This window comes from Streptomyces sp. NPDC050703, assembly GCF_040654435.1.
Lineage (GTDB): Bacteria > Actinomycetota > Actinomycetes > Streptomycetales > Streptomycetaceae > Streptomyces.
In genome coordinates this window covers 309412-329733 of record NZ_JBFAHX010000003.1, presented here as the reverse complement: position 1 = coordinate 329733, position 20322 = coordinate 309412, and the positions used below count along the sequence as shown (strand labels likewise).

Annotated in this window: 13 protein-coding genes and 1 pseudogene; 11 read left to right on the top strand and 3 right to left on the bottom strand. The window is 74.1% G+C overall.

From position 1 onward, the window contains the following. The first annotated feature begins 280 nt into the window (after positions 1–280). From AB0I16_RS04695 to AB0I16_RS04665, 7 genes and pseudogenes are all read left to right on the top strand, one after another. Positions 281–1993, top strand: a complete 1713-nt coding sequence (locus tag AB0I16_RS04695; RefSeq protein ID WP_363247888.1) for a transglycosylase domain-containing protein — start codon at positions 281–283, stop codon at positions 1991–1993. Between the two features lie 92 nt (positions 1994–2085). Beyond that, positions 2086–2955, top strand: a complete 870-nt coding sequence (locus AB0I16_RS04690) for a MerR family transcriptional regulator (protein ID WP_363247856.1) — start codon at positions 2086–2088, stop codon at positions 2953–2955. Between the two features lie 100 nt (positions 2956–3055). Further along, positions 3056–3574, top strand: a pseudogene (locus AB0I16_RS04685) (trypsin-like peptidase domain-containing protein); the annotation flags it as partial. Between the two features lie 1264 nt (positions 3575–4838). Next, positions 4839–7247 (top strand): tetratricopeptide repeat protein, encoded by a 2409-nt coding sequence (locus AB0I16_RS04680; RefSeq protein ID WP_363247855.1) that lies wholly within the window; start codon positions 4839–4841, stop codon positions 7245–7247. Beyond that, on the top strand, positions 7184–8668 hold the full coding sequence (locus AB0I16_RS04675; protein ID WP_363247854.1) for a vWA domain-containing protein: 1485 nt from the start codon (positions 7184–7186) through the stop codon (positions 8666–8668). Before AB0I16_RS04680 ends, AB0I16_RS04675 begins: the two co-directional genes overlap by 64 nt. Continuing rightward, positions 8665–9831 carry a hypothetical protein gene (locus AB0I16_RS04670; protein ID WP_363247853.1) on the top strand — a complete coding sequence of 389 codons (1167 nt, stop codon included), beginning with the start codon at positions 8665–8667 and terminating at the stop codon, positions 9829–9831. The genes AB0I16_RS04675 and AB0I16_RS04670 overlap by 4 nt, the downstream gene beginning before the upstream one ends. Beyond that, a complete protein-coding gene (locus AB0I16_RS04665; protein ID WP_363247852.1) occupies positions 9828–11138 on the top strand; it encodes an extracellular solute-binding protein in 1311 nt (436 codons plus the stop codon). The genes AB0I16_RS04670 and AB0I16_RS04665 overlap by 4 nt, the downstream gene beginning before the upstream one ends. 12 nt (positions 11139–11150) lie before the next feature. On the opposite strand, the gene AB0I16_RS04660 is transcribed toward AB0I16_RS04665, so the two are convergent. Both AB0I16_RS04660 and AB0I16_RS04655 read right to left on the bottom strand, forming a co-directional pair. Further along, the gene (locus AB0I16_RS04660; RefSeq protein ID WP_363247851.1) at positions 11151–13004 is read right to left on the bottom strand and encodes a glycosyltransferase family 87 protein; all 1854 of its coding nucleotides are present in this window, start codon (positions 13002–13004) and stop codon (positions 11151–11153) included. Between the two features lie 190 nt (positions 13005–13194). Continuing rightward, the gene (locus tag AB0I16_RS04655) at positions 13195–15567 is read right to left on the bottom strand and encodes a D-alanyl-D-alanine carboxypeptidase (RefSeq protein WP_363247850.1); all 2373 of its coding nucleotides are present in this window, start codon (positions 15565–15567) and stop codon (positions 13195–13197) included. Positions 15568–15916: 349 nt separating this feature from the next. Between AB0I16_RS04655 and AB0I16_RS04650 the strand changes: the two genes are divergently transcribed. The 3 genes from AB0I16_RS04650 to AB0I16_RS04640 all read left to right on the top strand — a co-directional run bounded on the left by AB0I16_RS04650 (position 15917) and on the right by AB0I16_RS04640 (position 18361). Beyond that, positions 15917–16678, top strand: a complete 762-nt coding sequence (locus AB0I16_RS04650) for a GPP34 family phosphoprotein (RefSeq protein WP_363247849.1) — start codon at positions 15917–15919, stop codon at positions 16676–16678. Between the two features lie 381 nt (positions 16679–17059). Continuing rightward, positions 17060–17917 carry a helix-turn-helix transcriptional regulator gene (locus tag AB0I16_RS04645; protein ID WP_363247848.1) on the top strand — a complete coding sequence of 286 codons (858 nt, stop codon included), beginning with the start codon at positions 17060–17062 and terminating at the stop codon, positions 17915–17917. A gap of 234 nt (positions 17918–18151) precedes the next feature. Then, complete coding sequence (locus tag AB0I16_RS04640) at positions 18152–18361, top strand: DUF397 domain-containing protein (protein ID WP_062780803.1); 210 nt, start codon at positions 18152–18154, stop codon at positions 18359–18361. A 121-nt stretch (positions 18362–18482) separates the two neighbouring features. On the opposite strand, the gene AB0I16_RS04635 is transcribed toward AB0I16_RS04640, so the two are convergent. After that, the gene (locus AB0I16_RS04635) at positions 18483–19322 is read right to left on the bottom strand and encodes a hypothetical protein (RefSeq protein WP_363247847.1); all 840 of its coding nucleotides are present in this window, start codon (positions 19320–19322) and stop codon (positions 18483–18485) included. Positions 19323–19412: 90 nt separating this feature from the next. On the opposite strand from AB0I16_RS04635, the gene AB0I16_RS04630 reads away from it, so the two are divergent. Continuing rightward, positions 19413–20207, top strand: a complete 795-nt coding sequence (locus tag AB0I16_RS04630; protein WP_363247846.1) for an SDR family oxidoreductase — start codon at positions 19413–19415, stop codon at positions 20205–20207. Positions 20208–20322: the final 115 nt, after the last annotated feature.

The window sequence follows — 20322 nt, the reverse complement described above, 5'->3', positions numbered from 1 at the left end:
CGTACGGAGACCGGCTGCTGTTACGCAGGGAAAACAGCTTCCTGACAACCCGGCCGCGAGCGGCGCCCTCCTCCCCGGCATGGGGACACATGCTCAGGGGAAGAGGCCGCGTCGCCGCGGCCGGCGGCATCCCGGCAGCCGTGCGGTCCGGCGGCGGCGCGTGGACTATCCGCGTGCGGGGCGGGCGGGGCTGTGGCGCTGGCTGCCCTCGTGGCGGCAGTGGCTCGGCGCGGCCGGCCTCGGCGTGCTGACGCTCGTCGCGGCCTTCCTCGCGGTGTACATGAGCGTGGACATCCCCGACGAGAACGCCGCCGCCCGGCGTGAGGCGAACGTCTACTACTGGTCCGACGGCACCCAGATGGTGAGCACCGGCGAGGTCAACCGGCAGAGCGTGGAGCTGGACGAGATCGCCCCCGCCGCCGTGAACGCGGTGATCGCCGCCGAGAACGAGACGTTCTACGACGACTCCGGCGTCTCCCTGAAGGGTCTGGGCCGCGCGGTCGTCGGCATGGCGAGCGGCGGGGAGACGCAGGGCGGCTCCACCATCACCCAGCAGTACGTGAAGAACACCTACCTCTCCCAGGACCAGACGGTCACGCGGAAGGTCAAGGAGTTCGTCATCGCCCTGAAGGTGGACCGGGTCAAGAGCAAGGAGGAGATCCTCAAGGGGTATCTGAACAGCAGCTGGTTCGGGCGGGGGGCCAACGGCATCGAGGCCGCCGCCCACGCCTACTACGGGATGTCCGCCAAGGACCTGGACCCCAGCCGGGGCGCGCTGCTCGCCGCGCTCCTGAAGGGCGCGGACCTGTACGACCCCGCGGGCGGCAAGGCCAACCACCGGCGTGCGGTGGGGCGCTGGGCCTGGATACTGGACCGGCAGGTCGACGTGGGGCTGATGTCGGAGCGGGAGCGGGCGCGGTACCGCACCTTCCCCGAGCCGCGGCGGCAGTCGCGCTCCACCAGCCTGGGCGGGCAGACCGGTTACCTCGTCGACGTCGCCAACAAGTACCTGAAGCAGCGCGCCGGGCTCACCGACGAGGACCTCGCGCGCGGCGGGCACCAGATCCACACCACCTTCGACAAGGCCAAGGTGCGGCGCCTCGAACAGGCGGTGCGGGGGGTGCTCGACCGCGACATCGACCCCGCGCGGCGGGCCGCCGACCGGCACGTGCAGATCGGCGCCGCCTCCGTGCGGCCGTCCGACGGGGCGGTGGTGGCGCTGTACGGCGGCCCCGACGCCACCGAGCACTTCTCCAACAACGCCGACACGTCCGGCGTGCCCGTGGGCTCGGCTTTCAAGCCGTTCGTGCTGGCCGCCGCGCTCCAGCGGCAGAGCGGCCTGGCCGGCAGCCGCTATGCCGCCGACGGCTCCCTGCGGCCCGCGTCGGGCCCGTCCGACCCGGACCGCCCCACCCTCCGCGAGGCGCTGTATCCGGGCGGCAACGCCACCTACGTACGCCTCGGCAAGGACGTCGGGCACGCCGAGGTCCGCGGGACCGCCGTCGCGGCGGGGCTGCTGCCGCAGAGCATGGCCGAGCCGGACTCGGCGTTCCCCGTGGGCACGTCGACGCCCAGCGCGATCCGGATGGCCACCGCGTACGGGACGTTCGCGAGCGGCGGCACCCGGCACGCCCCGTACTCCGTGACCAAGGTCGTCAAGGACGGCACGTCCCTGCCCGGCCTCACGCGGCCCGCGGCGGGGCGGGCCCTCGACCCCGAGGTCGCGAGGGAGGTCGCCGATGCCCTGCGCGTGGGTGCCAAGGGCTTCGCGCCCGGTGTCTCCGCGGGGCGCACGGGCGACCAGGACCGGCTGCGGACCGCCTGGTTCACGGGGTTCACCAAGGACCTGTCGACGGCGGTCACGCTGTTCCGGCTCCGCCCGGACGAGCCGCGGCTGCTGCCGCTCTCCGGGGTGGGCGGCGAGAAGTCCCGGCGGGGGAACACGCTGCCGCCGCGCGTCTGGGGCGCGTACACGGGGCTCGGCCCGAAGTAGGGAGCGGCCGGACGGTCGTTGACCTTGTCCCTGGGGCAGACCCCAGAGTCCTGGGCACCGGGCCGGCCGGCCCGGTGACGGAGGATGATCGCGTGCACCAGGAACCGGGGCAGGGGCTGCTCTCCATCGGCGCGTTCGCCGCGCGTGCGCGGCTCTCGCCGAAGGCGCTGCGCCTCTACGACCGCCTCGGGCTGCTCGCGCCCGCGCACGTCGACGAGGCGAGCGGCTACCGCTACTACCGGGCCGACCAGGTCGAACGCGCCCGAACCGTGGCGCTGCTGCGCCGCCTCGACATGCCCCTCGCGGGCATCGCCGAGGTGGTGGGGCTCGACGGGGAGCGGGCGGCGCGGTCGCTCGACGCCTACTGGTCCGGGGTCGAGGAGCGGTTCGCCGAGCAGCGGACGCTCGCGCGGTACCTCCGTGGACGCCTTTCGGGAAGGAACACCGAGTTGTACGCGACATTCGAGGTGAAGACCGTGGACGTACCGGAGACGTACGTCCTCAGTGAGACACGGCACGTGAGCGCGGGCGAGCTGCCCGCCTGGATCGGCGCCTCGGCGGAGCGCCTGGAGCGGGCCGCCGTGGAGCGGTGCGGGGGCATGGCCGCCCCGCACTTCGTCGTCTACCACGCGGAGGTGACCGAGGAGAGCGACGGTCCCGCCGAGTCCTGTGTGCCGGTCGTGGACGCGGAGGCGGCCCGAGCCTGGGCGGCCGAGCAGGGCCGCGCGACGGCGGCTCAGGTGCGGGCCGAGCCCGCACACCGGCTCGCCTACACCAGGATCACCAAGGCGCAGGTGGCGTATCCGCAGATCATCGCGGCCTTCGACGCCGTGGAGGCGTGGGCCGCCGGACAGGGGCTCACCGTGACGGGGCCCTGCCGTGAGGTGTACTTCGCCGACTGGGACTCCTGTGGTCCCGAGGACGAGGTCTGCGACGTCGCCTTCCCGGTGTCGCGGGCCTGAGGAGAATACTCATCGGGGTGGGGTGAGGGGCGGCCCTTCCCCCCGCCTCCCCATGCAGCCCAGGCGTCATCGCCGTTCCCCGCGCCTATCCTGAGGAAGCATGGGGGACGGGGACGGCCGGGAAGCGGTCGGCACGGGACTCGAAGGGCGCGCCGAGCACGGGAGTTGGCGTGTCCGGCTGCGGCGGTGGGCCGCCTCGGGCAGCGGTGAGGTCCTGGGCGCGGGTGTGCTGTTCGGCAGCGACCGCGTGCTCACCTGCGCCCATGTCGTCCGCGATCCCGCCACGGGCCGGCGCCCCGACCGCGTCCAGGTCGAGTTCCCGCTGCTCCAGGGCCTGGCGCGCACCCCGTGCCGTACCGCGACCGTCGAGGCCGGGCACTGGGTGCCGCCCTTCGGCAAGGCGGAGGGCGACCTGGCGGTGCTCGTCCTGGACGAGCCGGCGCCCGTGCCGTCGCCGGTCACGCTGCACCGCACGCTCGACTACCGGGGCGCCGCCGTCCTGATCGACGGCTTCCCCGAGTATCGGTCGGGCGGCCAGTGGCTGACCGGCGCCTGCATGGGGCCCGGCGGCGAGGGTGACGAGCGGGTGCAGATCGACGTGACAGGGGCGGGCGGCCTGCGCGGCGGGTTCAGCGGCGCGGGGGTGCGCGAGGAGGGCGGGAACCGGCTGCTCGGCATCGTGGCGCAGGCCGACGGGAGCGGCGGGCACGGGTACATGATCCCGGCGGCGACCGTCGCCAAGTACTTCCGCCGGTTCGCCGAGCGGTACGTGACCGGGCCGCACGCCGTGCCGGGACACCGCGTGGTCTCCGCGGAGGCGGCGCGGACGGCCCGCCCGCACGGCCTCCAGCGCACCGTCACCCGCTGGCTCAACGGCGACCCGGGCGCCTGGGACACCGAGGTCGTCTTCATCGCCCAGGACGACGAGCGGGCCGGACAGGCGCTGTACGTGGTCCTGAACATGGCCGACCGCGAACAGGCCCCGCAGCTCGCGGTGGGCCCGCCGGACCCGGCGGACGGCACGGAACCGCGGGAGCCCGAGGCCACCGGCGCCCCGCTCCTCTCCCGCGCCGGGATCACGCCCCGCGTCGGCAGCATCGGCCTCGTCCTCGATCTGGAGGGCGTGGCGTTCGACGATCCCGCCCGGCCCGAACTGCGCGAGGCGCTGGCCGTGCTGCGGCACGAGCTGCGGCACGCGGAGCGCCACCCCGCGGCGCGGCGCAGGCCCGCCGTGGCCGTGCTGCACGCCGACCGGTCGGCCACGGAACCCGCCGCGGCGGCGCGCGTCCTCGCGGAACTGGCCGAGGCCGGTGCGCGGTTGCTGCTCGTGGTGCGTGACAGTGCGCACGGCTTCCCCTACGCCATGGCGGAGCGGCTGCTGCCCGCGGGGCGTGCCGCGCAGTGGCTGCAGCGGATCGGCGCCCGCGTCGACGAGCTGGCCGACGCCGAGCGGCGCGCCCGGCGGCTCTTCCACCGTGTCGAGCCGCATGTCGTCGACCCCCCGGTGGCCACCGGGTACGCGGCGCGGGCCGCGCTGTGGACGGTGCAGCTCAGCGACGAGCTGCGGCCCCTGACCGGGCGGGGCGGGCCACGCCTCCTGGAGAAGCTCTCGTACGCCGAACAGGCCGTGGAAACACACCTGTTGCGGGCCGAGGCCGCCGAGAGCGGGCTGCGGGCGGTCCTCGACGCGCATCTGCGGCTGCGCGCCCTGCTCCGCGACCATCTGGCGCTCCTCGCCGGGCACGGCCTCACCGAGCACCCCGACGCGGTCGGCCCCTACCGCGAGGCGCAGCGGCTCCTGATGGCGGGGCCCTGCCCGCTGGCCGACGCGGAGCGGGCGGTGGAGGCGTTCGCGCGGGTGGCGCGGCGGGGGGCGGTGCCGCGTGACGCCGGTCGCTTCCTGCCCGCACCCCGGCTGTTCGGGCACCGTCACGCCCGCCGGGTACTGCCTGGCCAGTGGCGAGCGCGTGGACCCGGGGACGGGTCGGCACTCCGCGCCGGCCCCCGCCGCGCCGCCGTCCCCGGCCCCGCTGTACCCCTCCGGGGACGAGGACCAGGGCGAGGTCCAGGGCGAGTCGTCCCAGTTCTGGATCGTCCACCCCGGCCCCGCCGCTCCCCCGCCGCGCCCCGCCCGCGTCACGCTGCCGCCGGAGAGCCCCGACCCCACGGTCCTGCCCGAGATCACGCTCCTGGAGCGGGCGGACAGCGCGGGCGCCCTCGCCGACCCCGGCGGGCTCCCGCTGCCGCCGGGCACCCTGCTCGCCGGGCAGTACCGCCTGGTGCGGCTCCTCGGCTACGGCGGGATGGGCGACGTCTGCCTCGCCCACGACACGAAGGTCGACGACCGTGCCGTCGCCGTCAAGATGCTGCACGCGGAGCTGGCGGCGGACTCGTACAGCCTCCTGCGGGGCGAGCGCAAGGAGCTGGTGGAGCTCAACCACGACGCCTTCATCCGGGTGTTCAACTACGGGCACCACGCGGGCGTGGGCGACTTCCTGGTGCTCCAGTACGTCGACGGGCTCACCCTGAAGGAGGTGGGGGACCGCGCCCGCACGCACCCCGAGGAGTTCGGGCACGAGCGGTTCCGGGAGTTCACGCTCGCCTACGGCATGCGCGTCCTCGCCGGGCTCGCGCACCTGCACGCCCCCGGGCGCGGCAAGGTCTACGGCGACCTGAAGCCGCCGAACGTCATGCACGACGGCTCCACCATCAAACTCATCGACGTCGGCAGCGTGCGCCGCGCCGGGGCACCGGGCCTGACCACCGACGACTACCGCGCCCCGAGCGTCGGCGACCACGGCGAGTCCGACCCGCGCGACGACCTGTTCAGCCTCGGCGAGACGCTGCGCACCCTGTGCGGCGTCGGCGCCGACCGCCACGAGCTCGCCGCGCTCTGCGCGCTCGGCCCCCTCGACGAACCCTCCGCCGGGCCCCGCGGCCTCGGGCCCGTCTCCCTCGCCCGCGTGCTGCGCCGCGCCACCCGCACCCGCCGCGCCGACCGCTTCGCCACCGCAAGGGAGATGGAGGACCAGCTCCGCGGCGTCTTCCGCGAACTGCGGTCGCTGCGGACCGGCGCCGAGACCTTCGAGCCGTCCCCGCTCTTCCTCCAGTCCGCCCACGCCCTCGACGGCGGCCTCGGCTCCGCCCCCGGCCTCTCGCGCTGGGCCGCGCCCCGGGCCGCCGCCCGCCACCCCGCGCCCGCCCCCGCCCAGGTCGCCCGGCGCCTGCCGGTGCCGCGCCCCGACCCCGACGACGACCACCACGGCGAGCTGAGCAGGCTCGCCGACGACGACCCCGAGGCGCTCCTCCAGCACACCGGCGACTGGCGGGACTCCCCCGAGGTCCATCTGCTCCGCTGCCGCCTGCGGCTGCGGCTCGCGCCGCGCGCGGACGACGGGCCGCCGGGCACCGAGGCCCTCTCGGCGGCCGAGACGGCGCTCGCCCTGGCCGAGGACGCCATAGGGCCCGCGCGCGCGCCGCACGACTGGCGGCTCGACTGGCACCGCGGCCTGCTGGAACTCGCCCGCACCCGCGTCGGCGCGGCCCGCGACCACTTCGACCGGGTCTACGCCGCGATCCCCGGCGAGTACGCGCCCAAGCTCGCCCTCGGCCACTGCGCCGAGCACCTGGAGCGGCGGCACGAGGCCCTGACGTTCTACGAGGCCGTACGGCTGCGCAACCCCTCGCTCGGCAGCGCCGCGTTCGGCGCCGCCCGCGCACGGCTCGCGCTCGGCGGACCCGACGCCCTCGCCGACGCCATCGCCGCCCTCGACGCGGTGCCCCAGCACTCCCGGCACCGCACGGCCGCCCGTACCGCCGCGGTGCGCGTCCGCGCCGACCACGCACGGGACGCCGAGGGGCTCGGCACGGCGGTGCGCGCACTCGCCGGGCTCTTCTTCGAGCACGGCCTGACCGACGAGCAGGCCCGCGTGCGGATGAAGACGGAGGTGTGGGACACCGCCCACCGCCTGCTCGCCCCGCCCGAGGGAGGCCCCGCGCTGACCGGCGCCGAGCTGCGGGCCGTCGCCGCGCGCGCCGATCCGCGCCTGGAGTTCCCCGCCGACGAGCGGACGCTGCGCAAGGACCTGTCCCGCTTCTACCGTGTCCTGGCCCACCAGGCCGCGCGTGACGCACCGACGCCGGAGGCCGGGGTGCCGCTCGCCGAGCTGCTCCTCGACCGCGCCTACGCGGTACGCCCCTTCGCCCTACGACACCACAGGGACACCCCATGGCTGGGCAAGAAGATCAAGGACCGGGTCAGGGACGGCTCCTCGGCGCGGAGGCGCGGTTGAGCCCGGCGCCGGGGCCCGCGCGCACCCGCGTCGGCCTGGAGGTCAGCCAGGTCGCCGAACTGCCGCGCCCCCGCGACACCGGCGACGGGGAACCGGCGCGGATGTACGCCGTCGTCACCGTCACGGTCCACCGGCCGGGCACGGCTCACGCGCCCGGCGAGGCGCGCGCGTCGGGGAACGCCGGGCCCCGGCTCGCGGAGGTGCTGCTCATCGACCACTCCTCCTCGATGGTGATCCCGCCGAGCCGCCTCGCCGCGGCCCGCGCCGCCGCCTCCTCCGCGCTGGCCCGCATCCCGGACGGGGCGCTCTTCGCCGTGGTCGCCGGCGGCGACAGGGCCGCCATGATCTACCCCGGGCGGCCCGGGTTCGCCGTGGCGCACGCCGAGTCGCGGACCGCCGCCGAAGCCGCCCTGCGCGACTGCACGCCCGGCGGCGGCACCGCCATGGGCACCTGGCTGGAGCGCGCGAGACAGCTCTTCCGCGACCTGCCCGCCACCGAGCCCGGCGGCTACGTACGCCACGCCCTGCTGCTCACCGACGGCAGGAACGAACCCGGCTACGAGTCGCCCGCGGAGCTGCGCGAACGCGTCGAGCGGTGCGCCCGCGCCTTCGACTGTGACGTCGTCGGCATCGGCGACGCCTGGGAGACGGAGGAACTGCTGCTCATCGCGGGCACCCTGGGCGGCCGTACGCGGGCCGTGGCGGACCTGACACGGCTCCCCGACGAGCTGGCCGCGCTCGCCGGCAGCGCCGCCGAGCGCGATGTGACCGGGCTGCGCCTGCGCCTCTACCACCGGGCCGGAGTGCGCCCGTACTCCTTCGAGCGGGTTCACCCCACGCGGGCCGCGCTCGCCCCCGACCGCACCGACCTCAGCGGCGTCGAGACGGGCGCGGGCGGCCCCGTCGAGGAGTACGGTCTCGGACCCTGCGGCGAGGAGACCCGCGCCTACCTGCTCTGCGTCGGCGCCCCCTACGACCCCGCGCAGCTCGGCAAGGAACTCCTGCTCACGGAGGTCGAGATCACCACCGAATGCCCCGCAGGACACCTCGAACTGCCCGACCCGCGGCCCGTCCTCGTGCGCTGGACCGACGACGCCGACCTCTACAGCCGCCTCGACCCGCAGGTCGCCCACTACCGCCACGAGGAGGAGCTGCACCGCACCTTCGAAGAGGCCTGCGCCGAGCTGAAGCGCGGCGCGCGGGACGCCGCGCAGGCCCTCCTCGGCGCCGCCTGGCGGCTCGCCGGGCAGGCCGGCGACACCGCGATGCGGGACCACCTGCTGCGCCTGGTCCGCGTCACGGACCCCGAGCGCGGCCGGGTCGAACTCCTTGACCACATCCCCCGCTTCGACGTGGAGGCCGCCCGCATCCAGTCCAGCGTGACCGTCCTGCCCGGCGCCCGGCGGGCGGGCCCCCGGTGACCATCCCCTGGCGCACCGTCCGCGCGACCGCCACGGGCGCGCTGCTCCGGCTGCGCGCCCACCTCTGGCCCGCCCGGCCCACCGAACACCTCCGCAACCGCGTCTACCTGCGGGAACGCATGATCGCCCTGCCGCTGCTCGCCGTCGTCGCCGCCCTCGCGACCGGCTGGGCGTACGGGGAGGTCCGCGCCGACTCGGCGGCGCTGCGCGGCAGCCACACGCCCGCGCTCGGCGACCTGGCCGACGCGGAGATGTCCCTGCGCATCGCCGACCGCGAGGCGGCCCTCAGCCTCGGCGCCGGGGAGTCGGTGCGGCTCAGCGGCATCGGCAGGCGCTATCTGACCCGCACCACACGGGCCACCCAGAGCCTCAACCAGGTGGCCCGCAGCGGTGCCCTCACCACCGCCGAGCGCCAGGAACTCGACGTCGTCTCCGGTCTCGTCGCCGACTACGGCAACTGGATCGCCTTCGCCCAGAACAACGCCGGCGACCCGGTGCTGCGGGACACCGGACTCGGCTACGCCCGCAGCATGCTCTGCACCGCCCCCGCGGCCCCGCCGAGGACGGCACCCGGCGGCTTCCCGCCCTGCGAGCCGAGGACGGGCTCCGACGCCACCACCGTGGTGGACCGCATCTCCGCCCTGGAGAACAGCCTGCGCGGCAGGGTCGCGGACCGGGCCCGCACCGGCCCGGGCGTGACCGCGGCCGCCGCCGTCGCCGGAGCCGCGCTCGCGCTGCTCGCCGTCGGCCTCTGGCGCACCCAGGTCTTCCTCCACCACCGCTTCCACCTGCGCGTCAGCCTGCCGCTCGCGGCGGCGGCGCTGCCGCTGCTCGCCGTGCCGTTCCTGACGGCCGACGCGGTCCTCGCCCAGCGCGCGCAGCAGCGCGTCGTGACCGCGGCGCGTGAGCTGTCCGAGCGCACGTCACCGGCGGTCGAGTCCCGCGCCGACGCGCACCCCCGCGCCCGCCCCGACCCCCGCCTGATCGGCACCCTGGAGTCCCGGGCCCGGCGTGACCTGGCCAGGGGCCGCCTGCCCGCGCTCGACGGCGCCGCGCCCTGGGTGGCGCCCACCGGGCTGCTCTGCGCCGCCCTGATCTACGCCACGCTGCACGGCTACCGCCGCGAGTACGTGCACATCGCCCGCCCCGGAGCCGCCCCGTGAGCCACCGCCCACTGCGCCGCCGCCCCGCGCGCCGCGCCCACGCGGCCCTGCGCACCGCCCTCGCGGCGTGCCTGCTCGCCGTCACCGCCGGGGCCTGCGCCGGTGAACGCCCCGAACCGCTCGTCGTCCTCGGCCCCTGGACCGGCGACGAGGGCGAGGCGTTCGAGGCGATGCTGCACCGGCTCGACGACGGCACCGGACGGACGTACACCTACCAGGGCACCCGCTCCCTGCGCGAGACGCTCGTCGCGCAGCTGGAGGCGGAAGCCCCGCCGGACGTGGCGATCCTCAACAGCGTCGGCGAGCTCACCGAGTACGCCCGCGCCGGACGCCTCCAGCCCCTCACCCCCGCGGCCACCGCCCGCGCCTACCCGCCCTGGGCCCCGGCCCTGGACGTCGACGGCGCCCGCCGCACCTACTGGGTGCCGCTGAAGGTCGACCTCAAGAGCCTGGTGTGGAGCGCGCGCGACCGGCCCGCGACGTCCCCGAAGTGGTGCGTCGGCCTCGCCTCGCAGGCGACGTCCGGGTGGCCCGGAACCGACTGGGTCGAGGACATCCTGCTGCACCGGGCGGGCCCCGACGTCTACACCGAGTGGGCCACCGGGCGGCTGAGCTGGCGCGACAGCCGGGTCCGCGAGGCCTGGACGACCTGGGCGGCGCTCCTCGGCGACCGCTCACGGGCCGCCGTCGACCAGTCGCTGACCACGCCGTACGTGGGAACGCCCGACCCGGCGAAGGGCGGCGGCCCCCGCGGGCTCCTGTACTCCCTGACGCCCCGCTGCACGCACGAGCACCAGAGCGCGTTCATCCGGTACGTCTACGCGGGCGACCCCGTGGACGTACGGCCGTCGGCGGGGTTCCTGCGCGGCCGGGCCGCGTACGACGGCGCGTACGAGGTGGCGGGCGACATGGCGGCCGTGTTCGGCGAGGACCCGGCGGCCCGCACGCTCGTCGAGCGCCTCTCGGGCGCGAAGGCGCGCGGGCTGTGGCGCGCGGAGGCGGAACGGGAACTGCGCCCGTTCTTCCCCTCCGCCGCCGACCCGCAGCCCACCGACCCGACGGGCCGGCGCATCGCGGGCATCCTCACCGGCAAGGCGCGGACGCTCTGCTTCGACGCGTCGGACGTGATGCCGCCGGGCGTGCGCGACGCCTTCCACCGGGCCGTCCTGCAGTACGTCAGGGACCCCACGGGCAGGCGCCTCGACGAACTCCTCGGACAGCTCGACACGGTCCGCGAGGACGCCGCCCGGGACACGGGCCCCGGCCGGCCGCCCTCGTCCGGCGTCTGCGCCCCGCCGGGCGGCTGAGGCGCCCGCGGCTCAGCGGCGCATCTCCTCCGGGCAGGGCGTGCCGCGGGGGATCTGGTAGGGCGAGCCGAGCCGGTACGTGCCCGCCTTCGGGGCGAGGAGTTCGACCCACTCGTCGCCGTGGTGGTCCTCCTCGGCTTCGAGGAGGCAGCCGTTGACGTTGGTGTACTTCTTGGGCAGCGACTCGTCGCGCTGCCGGTCCCGCTTCGACCGCTCGGTCTCCTGGGGCCGCTCGACGCCCTTGCCCTCGGCGTCGACGACGCTCAGCCACGGCGAGTACGGGATGCGGATCAGGATGCGGCCCGGCTTCTTCACGCGCAGGGTCATCTCGCCCTGTTCGGCGCGCTCCACCACGGCGTTCGGCTCGGCGAGCGGCCTCGGGTCCTTCACCTCGTACAGCCGCCAGTTGGTGTCGACCCACACCTGCTTCAGGTACGGCAGGCCGTCCGTGATGAGCTGCGTCTCGCGCTTGCCGCCGTCGCCGTCGGGCTCGCCCTTGGGGACCGCCACGTAATGCACGGACCAGCGCTGGAGCCACTCGTGGTAGTTCGCGGAGTTGAGGGTGTCGTCGTAGAAGAGCGGGTTGCGCTTCATGTCGGCCTGCCGGTTCCAGCCGCGCGCGAGCTGCACGTACGCGGGGAGGGCGGACGCCTCGCGGTGGTTGCGGGCCGGGACGACCTCGACGCGGCCCTTGGCGGCGCCCCGCTCCTTCAGCTCGTGCACCAGCGGTGCCACCTCGCGCGTCCAGGAGGCGGTGGCGTGGGTGTGCACGATGTCGTCGACGGACTTGAAGCCGATCCATCCGGTGAAGCCCGCGAACGCCACGACGACGACGTACCACTTGCGTGACTTCGGCACCGTGTACGGCAGCGCGGCCAGGAGCGCGACGCCCGCGAAGGACATGGCGAGGCGGGTGATGTTGGAGCCGATCTGGGAGCTGATCACCCAGACGCCGAGCACGAAGGCCGCGTAGACGGCCGTCGTGATCCGTACGGTCTTCCAGTCCTTCGGCACGGCGTAGTAGACGAGCACGGCGAACAGCAGCGGCAGCGACGCCGAGCCGAACGACATCGGCTGCGTGCCGGAGAACGGGAAGAGCCAGGCGGAGAGGCCCACGACGATCGCGGGCGCGATGCCGAGCGCGTAGGCGCCCGGGTAGCGCTTGCTGAGGAAGAGCGCGACGGCGACCAGACCCACGAAGAGGCCCGCGACCGGGCTGCCCATCGTGGCGAGCGCGGCGAACGGCGCGGCGACCAGCGCCTTCGCCCACCGCTTGTAGCGCCAGCGGTGGGGCCAGCAGAACACCGCGGCCACCGCCATCAGCGCGAACATCTGGCCGAGGCCGAAGGTCACGCGGCCCGACACGGCGTTGCAGAACAGCGCGAAGACGCCCGCGAGGGCCGGTACCAGCGGATGCTTCACCGCACGGCTGCGGATCAGGATCATCGTGAGCAGCGCGGCGGAGAGCGTCCCGGCGATCATCATCGTCGTCCGCACGCCGAGCACCGACATCAGGTACGGCGAGATGACGCTGTACGACACCGGGTGCATCCCGCCGTACCAGGCGAGGTTGTACGCGGAGTCGGGGTGCCGCCCGACGAACTCGGCCCAGGCGTCCTGCGCCGCGAGGTCGCCGCCGCCGTTGGCGAAGATGAAGAACCAGATGAGGTGCAGCACCGCGGCGAGCAGCGTCACGCTGATCACCGGGTGCCGTTCGGCGCGCTCCGTCAGGGCGGCGGTCCAGGAGGCGACGCGGGAGGACTTCGCGGCGGGCAGCGGTATTCGCCCGGCGGCGCCGGGGCCCTCGCCCTTGCCGCTGTCCGGCTGTGCGTCGTCGTCGGCGCGCGTCGGCTCCGCTGTGGCCACTGCTGGCTCTCCCCGTGTCGTCCGTGGTCTCCGGAGTCGCCGGGTGCGTTCCGATGGGGGGTGGTCCCGGTCCCCCCGTGCTCGGCCCCGGCGTACTGCCCCCCGAGCTTGTGACGCTAGCACGCAGACGCGGGGGGAGGCCCGGGGTGGGGCCGCCCCCCGCGTCCGTTCCGCGGGCTGTCGCCGGGGGTCAGCCGACGCGCTGCAGCTTCGCGCCGAGGCCCGGTTCCGCGAGGTCCTCCTGGAGGGCGACGGGCACCTTCACGGCGTCCCCCTTGCCGTCGCCGACGCTCAGCACGCCGACCTCCGTGCCGGCCTTCGCCGAGTGCGGCACGGGGTCGCCCTTCTTCTCCGTCAGGTGCAACCTCACCGTGAGGCCCGCCCAGCCGGCCGCGGCGACGTCCTCGGTGGCGACGACCGGCGTCGTGCCGCCGAGACCGTCGTCGACCCGGCCGACCACGTCACCCTTCTTGACGATGGTCTTGGACGTCAGCGCGTCCTGTCCGGCCTCGATGAGCTTCCGCACGACGCCGGTGACCTCGTCGATGTTGGCGACGCCGTTCTTGCCGTACTGGCCGAGGGCGGCACCGATGATCGTCTGGGTCTCGCCGCCGACCTTCTTCTCCGCGGCGAAGAGGATGTTGCCGCCCGCGGCCGTCGTGGTGCCGGTCTTGATGCCGATGGCGACGGTCGGGACGAGCCCGAAGAAGTTCTTCTGCTTCTCGTCGTTGAGGTCCATGTAGCTGGGCTGGCGGGAGATCTCGTTGAAGACCGGGTCCTTCATCGCGGCGCGGCCGAGCTTCACGAGGTCCTCGGCGGTGGAGACCGTCGTCTTGTCCAGGCCGCTGGGGTCCGTGTAGTGGGTGTTCTTCATCCCCAGCTCCTTGGCGGTCTCGTTCATCTTCGCGACGAACGCGTCCTCGGAGCCGCTCTTGGAGTCCCAGCGGGCCAGCAGCTTGGCGATGTTGTTCGCGGACGGCAGCATGACCGCCTGCAGCGCCTCGTACTGCGTGATGCGCTGCCCCTCGGAGACCCGGACGACGGACTCGTTCTCCGCCTTGCCCGTCTCGTAGTGCTTCTCCGCCGCCGCGTCCACGGGGATCTTCGGGCCGTCCTTGCCCTTCTCCAGCGGGTGGTCGCGCAGGATCACGTAGACCGTCATGACCTTGGCGATGCTCGCGATCGGTACGGGCTTCTGGTCACCCGAGGTGCCGAACGTGCCGATGCCGTTGACGTCCATCGCGGCCTGGCCCTGGCTCGGCCACGGCATGGACGGCTTGCCTCCGTCGAAGGAGACGGACTGCTCCGCGGTGAGCGCGAGGGTGGGCGCCGGCAGCGGACGCACAGCCTGTACGACCGCAAAGACGATCACCAGGAGCAGGACCAGCGGCGTCCAGATCTTGACCCGGCGCACGGCGGTGCGGACGGGGGTCTCCGGCGGCGGCGGGGTGTTGGTCAGCTCGGCGAGCAGGTCGATGGGCGGGCGCGGCGGCAGCGGCTGCTGGGTCGTGCGCTCCACCGGCGCGGGGCCCGGCGCGGGCACCTCGGGCCCGGCGACCGCGGGCTTCCGCCCGGCCCTCGGCGCGTCCTCATCGGTGACCCTGGCCCACGCGGGCGTCCCGGGGCCCGCGGGCTTCGCCGGCCGCGCGGCGGGTCCGTCGAGCGGCTTCAGCGCGACGAACTTGCTGGTCCGCTCGGCGTCACGCTCGCTCTTTGCACCGCCCTTTGCAGAATCGTTCTTGTCGCTCTGGGAGGTCTTCGGGTCCTTGGCACCCTTGGGGTCCTTGGCGTCCTCGGGGTCCTTGGCGCCCTTCGGGCCCTTCGGCTCCTTGTGGTCGCCGATCTTGAGCATGGTCGTCGGCTGGTCGACGGACCTCGGCGGTACGGGGGCCTTGAAGACCGCGGTGGCCTGGTCGACGCCGGAGGTCTTGGGGGCGTCGTCCTCGGCGTCCCCGGCGGGGGCCTTGGCGTCCTCGGCGTCGGAGCCCTCGGCGTCCCGGCCGTCCTTGGCGGGGGCCTGGGCGTCGGACTTGTCCGGGGCCGCGCTCTTGGCCTCGGACTTCGCGTCGGCGTCCGGCTTCGCGCCGGCCTCGGGCTTCGCGTCGGCGTCCGGCTTCGCGTCGGCGTCCGGCTTCTGGTCCGCGTCCGGCTTCGCCGAAGCAGCCGCGGGCTTCTCGGCGGGCTCCGCCTTCGCGTCGGCGACGGGCTCACCGTCGGCCGCGTCATCGGCCGCGTCATCGGACCGGGGCTTCGCCGAAGCTCCGGGCACGTCGTCGGCCCCGTCCTTCGCGGGCGCTTCGGCCGCGTCGTCGTCGCCGGCCACCCACGCCGCCACGGCGTCCCGCAGCCGCGCGTCACCGCCGCCGGCCGGGGTCTCCGGGGTCTCCGCCGAGGCGGCCTTCGGGGACTCCGCGGTTTCGGAGGTTTCCGGGGACTCCGGGTCCTTCGGCGGCTCGGCGGCCTCCGGGGAGTCCTCCGCCCGCTCCTCCCGGCCGGCGACGGCCTTCGTGGAGAAGACCGCCGTGGCCCGGTCCTCCCGCGCCGCGGGAATCTCCCGGCTCACCGCGAGCCGCGGGTCCCGTTCATCCGCTGCCGCTGCCGGCACAGACGCCGCAGTGGGTTTCCCCGACGACTTCCGCTGCTTCGACCTGTCGGGGGTCTCGCCCGCCACCGATGCCTCCTCGTACGCCATGCCGTATGCCGATGCTGAATGCTGACCCTGGACCGGCCCTGCGCCAAATCCGGCCGGACCCCACTGTCCGAACCGTGTACCAGTGTCCTGTGTGAGGGCTTAACCCCCGTGGTAGACGAGAACGACATACCTACTGGTTCCCGTACATCCCACCCACGTGCTCTCGACAGACCAATGTGAGAGGGGTCACCCTGTCATTCATCCACGCGGGGAGGCATGGATGGGCAGGAGCCGCAGAACAATTCCGGAGGAGCTTCTGCTGCTCGCTTTGGACCCGGCCACGGGTACCACAGCGCAGCCGCAGTCGCTCGACCTGGGTCTGGCCGGGGCGCAGCTAGTAGAGCTGGCACTGGCCGGACGGATAGCCCCTGACGGGGATCGTATCGCCGTGGTGATGCCACGGCCGACCGGAGATCCGACTCTGGACTCCGCACTGGAACTGCTGCGCAGGCGCGGCAGCCCGGTCCGGGCCGTCCACTGGATCGGCGGGCCCCGGCTGGGGCTGCGCCAGATTTACCTCTCGCACCTGGAGCGGTGCGGCATGGTGCATGCCGTGGCGGGCCAGATGTGCGGAGTGCTGCCGACGACGCGCTACCAAGCGACGGAGACGGCGATCAGCCGGGACATCAGGGCCCGGCTGGACTCGGCGATCCGCACCGGTGTACCGCCGGACCCGCGGACCGCGGCGCTCGCCGCGCTGGCCCACGCGGTCGGTCTCGGCAAGCATCTCTACCCCGGGAACGAGGGGCGTTCATCGCGCTCCCGCCTCCGGGACCTCATCAGGCACGACCCCATGGGCGGCCTCGTGGCGCACGCCGTGATGGACGTCCAGAACGGCGTGGCGGCTCAGCCGCGCCGCAGCGCCGCACCGGCGGGCCCAGTGGGCCCCGGCGGGCGGCAGCCGACCAGGGCGGCAGCGGATCCCGACCGGATTCCGATGCAGCCGCGCCGCGGGTCCATGGCACGCGCCGTGGCCCACTGAGCACGGCGTGACCGCTCGGCACGGCCGGGCGACCGCCAGGCGTCACCACGCACATCACGCTCATCACGCACCGTTCAGCACCAAGCACCGCTCGCACCGCTCGCACCACCCGCATCAGCGCCGCACCGCAGTCCCCCGGGCCCGGTTCGGGAGCCGCTGAGCCGCGCGGGGCGTGGCGCCGGACCGTCCGTGCGACGGCACCGGCCCCACCTCCGCGCGGCCACACACCCGTTGGTGCCGCAGGGCAGGACCACCGCACCCCCGACATCGGCCTCGATCACGTACATCCACTGTTTCCCAGCGGTGCCGCACACGTTGGTGGCACTCTGCTGAGCAGTAGATACGTAAATTCGAGGCAGGCAAGCCGGAGGTGCACGTCCCGTGGCGTCCAATGTCAATCCCACCGTCAGGCGCCGCCGACTCGGCCAGGAGCTCCGCAGGCTCCGTGAGCTGAAGGGCATGACGGCCGAGGAGGTCGCCGAGCGGCTGCTCGTCTCGCAGTCGAAGATCAGCCGGCTGGAGAACGGCCGCCGTTCGATCAGCCAGCGCGACGTACGCGACCTGTGCGGGGTCTACGAGGTCGACGACCACCGCATCGTCGACTCCCTCATGCAGATGGCCAAGGACTCCCGGCAGCAGGGCTGGTGGCACTCCTTCGGCGACATCCCGTACAGCGTCTACATCGGTCTGGAGACGGACGCCGCGTCCCTGCGCGTGTACGACCCGCAGGTCGTGCCGGGTCTGCTGCAGACCCGGGCGTACGCCGAGGCGCTGATCACCGGCGCGCTCCCGGAGACGACGCCGACCGACATCGAGAAGCGCGTCCAGGTGCGCATGCGCCGCCAGGAGCGCATCTCCGCGCCGGAGAACCCGCTGCGGCTGTGGACCGTCCTCGACGAGTCCGCGCTGCGCCGCGTCGTCGGCTCGCGCCACCTCATGCGCGACCAGCTCGAACACCTCGTGGAGCAGTCCCAGCTGCCGCACGTGACGGTGCAGGTGATCCCCTTCGACATGGGCGCCCACCCCGGCCTCAACGGCCAGTACGCGATCCTGGAGTTCCCCGACGCGGCGGACTCCAGCGTCGTCTACATCGAGGGCGTCACCAGCGACCTGTACCTGGAGAAGGCGAACGACGTGCAGCAGTACAGCGTCATGTACGAGCACCTGCGCGCCCAGGCGCTGAACGTCGACCAGTCACGCCAGCTCATCGCCGACATCGCCAAGGAGTACGCCCGCTGAATCCGGGCCTCCGGCGGTCGTCCCGGCAGAAACCGCGGCAAGGTACACCCTCGCCCGGGCGGGGCGGAAGACCCACCTGGAATATGCCATCCGGTCGAGTGAACGCCCTCTTCACCCGCCGATGTTGGCGAGTAGCGTCATTCACGCCATCGAGCCCGCAGCGAGCAGGCACGTCGGCGCCGACCGCGGTCACGCGGTGGACATCAACTCACCAACTGGGCAACCGGAGCAGACATGGCAATTCAGCGAGGCTCTTCGAGCACGTGGACCAAGTCCTCCCACTCCACCGGAAACGGTGCGTGTGTCGAGGTCAGGTCCCCTGTGGAGACCGGCATCTCCGTGCGGGACTCCAAGGTCGTCGAGGGGCCGGTCCTCGCCTTCCCCGCGGCGTCCTGGAACGCGTTCGTCAGCGAGGTGAGCCGAGGGGCCGCCGAACTCGCGTGACGCGGCGCCGTCCGCGGTCCGCGTCTCCGCACAAGGCAACATCGCATGAGCCCTCTCGACTGGTCCGCCGTCCCGGCCGAGGGGGCTCGGTCCTTGGCCCGCCCGCCGCCGAGCCGGCCGGTCAGCGCAGCCGGTCCACGTAGAGATCGGTTCCCGGCACGGTCGGGACGAACGGCGCGAGCAGTTCGACGCGTCCGAGCCCTGACCCGGCCACCGCCTCCTCCCGCCCCGTGAAGCATGCCTCCCAGCACTCCCGCGGATCGTCCTGGAGGAACCACAGCAGCGTCAGCCGGGTGTCCACGCCCTCCACCTGCTTCACGTACGCCATGCGGTCCCCCGGCAGCGGTGTCGGCCGGAAGACCGTCACCATCGCGGCGGACGAACCGGCCAGGGCGCGCGGCAGGTTCCGCGAGCGCAGCCATGCGAGCAGCTCCGCCCGCCCCGCGGCGTCCTCGGCGTCGATCACTTCGAGGACAAGGCCGCGGTAGGGGTGGTCGAGCGCGTGGACGTCGCGCGGGCCCGCGGCTCCGTCGCGGTAGACGGTCGCCTCGTGGTCCTGGAAGGCGGTGAAGACGTGGCGGCGCTCCCGGTAGACGCGGCCGTCGCGGTTGAGCCGCTTGTTGATGCCGACGGTCCACTTCATGTGGTCGTCGTAGCGCCCCTCCGTCACCCAGTACGTGGAGAGGTAGCACCCGGCGGTGACCGGCTCGGCGACGGCGGACTTCTCGGGGCGCCGCAGGAGCTGGAGGTCCCGGGTGGCCACCCAGCGGCGCCCGGCGTGAATCCAGGGCATGGCCATCGCGCCGGCGTAGTAGTGGTCGTCCTCGTACCAGCGGTTGTACGCGTACTCGTGGCCCGGGTGCGGTTCGACCATGGTGATCAGGGCGTGCCCGGGGCGCACTCCGTAGGGCCCGAGGGCGGCGAGTTCGGCGTAGACGTCACTGCGGGTCTCCTCGGCCATGCCTCTCCCCTGTCTCCCTCTTCCTTCCTCCGGCGCACGCCCATACTCTGACGCCCCGTCAGCGAAACCGCCAGAGCCGGGAGGCGCCCCATGCCGTCGTCGCTCCTTCGGGGAAAGACCGTCGTCGTCTCGGGCGTCGGCGCGGGGCTCGGCCACCGGGTCGCGGCGGCCGTCATCCGCGACGGGGGCAACGCCGTGCTGGGCGCGCGCACGGCGGCGCACCTCGCCAAGACGGCCGCGGAGATCGACCCCGAGGGGGCGCGCACCGCCCATCTGGCCACCGACATCACCGACGAGCGGCAGTGCGACGCCCTGGCGGGGCTGGCCGCCGACCGGTTCGGCGGGATCGACGCGGTCGTGCACGTCGCCGCCTGGGACAGCCACTTCGGCGGGGTTGAGGACGCCGACTTCGACACCTGGCACCGGGTGCTCGACGTGAACCTGCTCGGCACGCTGCGGATGACGCGGGCGTGCCTGCCCGCGCTCAAGGAGCGGCGGGGCGGTTCCGTGGTCTTCATCGGCACGCAGTCCGCGGTCGCGGCGCCCTCGCAGGTGCGGCAGGCCGCGTACGCGGCGTCGAAGGGGGCACTGACCTCGGCCATGTACTCCCTGGCGCGCGAGCTCGGGCCGCACCGCATCCGGGTCAACACCGTGCTCCCGGGGTGGATGTGGGGCCCGCCGGTGGAGGCGTACGTCCAGTACACCGCGGCGACCGAGGGCGTGCAGGAGGCGGAGGTCGTCGACCGCCTGACGTCGCGGATGGCGCTGCCCGAGCTGGCCACGGACGGCGACGTGGCCGATGCCGTGGCCTTCCTCGCCTCGGACCGGGCGCGGGCCATCACGGGGCAGTCCCTGCTGGTCAACGCGGGTGAGCTGATGCGCTGACGCCCCTCGACCACGGCGCCCCTCCGGGGGCGCTTTTTCATGCTCCGGGCACATCCGAGCGAGGTCACGTACATGAACACAGGTCAGCTAACCGAACCATTTTACTCGCTCTTGA

Excerpts from the sequence above, each read along its gene's own strand:
- AB0I16_RS04640 (WP_062780803.1), top strand. The coding sequence starts at position 18,152 with ATGGCAATTCAGCGAGGCTCTTCGAGCACGTGGACCAAGTCCTCCCAC.
- AB0I16_RS04675 (WP_363247854.1), top strand. The coding sequence starts at position 7,184 with ATGGCTGGGCAAGAAGATCAAGGACCGGGTCAGGGACGGCTCCTCGGC.
- AB0I16_RS04695 (WP_363247888.1), top strand. The coding sequence starts at position 281 with ATGAGCGTGGACATCCCCGACGAGAACGCCGCCGCCCGGCGTGAGGCG.
- AB0I16_RS04635 (WP_363247847.1), bottom strand. The coding sequence starts at position 19,322 with ATGGCCGAGGAGACCCGCAGTGACGTCTACGCCGAACTCGCCGCCCTC.
- AB0I16_RS04630 (WP_363247846.1), top strand. The coding sequence starts at position 19,413 with ATGCCGTCGTCGCTCCTTCGGGGAAAGACCGTCGTCGTCTCGGGCGTC.
- AB0I16_RS04650 (WP_363247849.1), top strand. The coding sequence starts at position 15,917 with ATGGGCAGGAGCCGCAGAACAATTCCGGAGGAGCTTCTGCTGCTCGCT.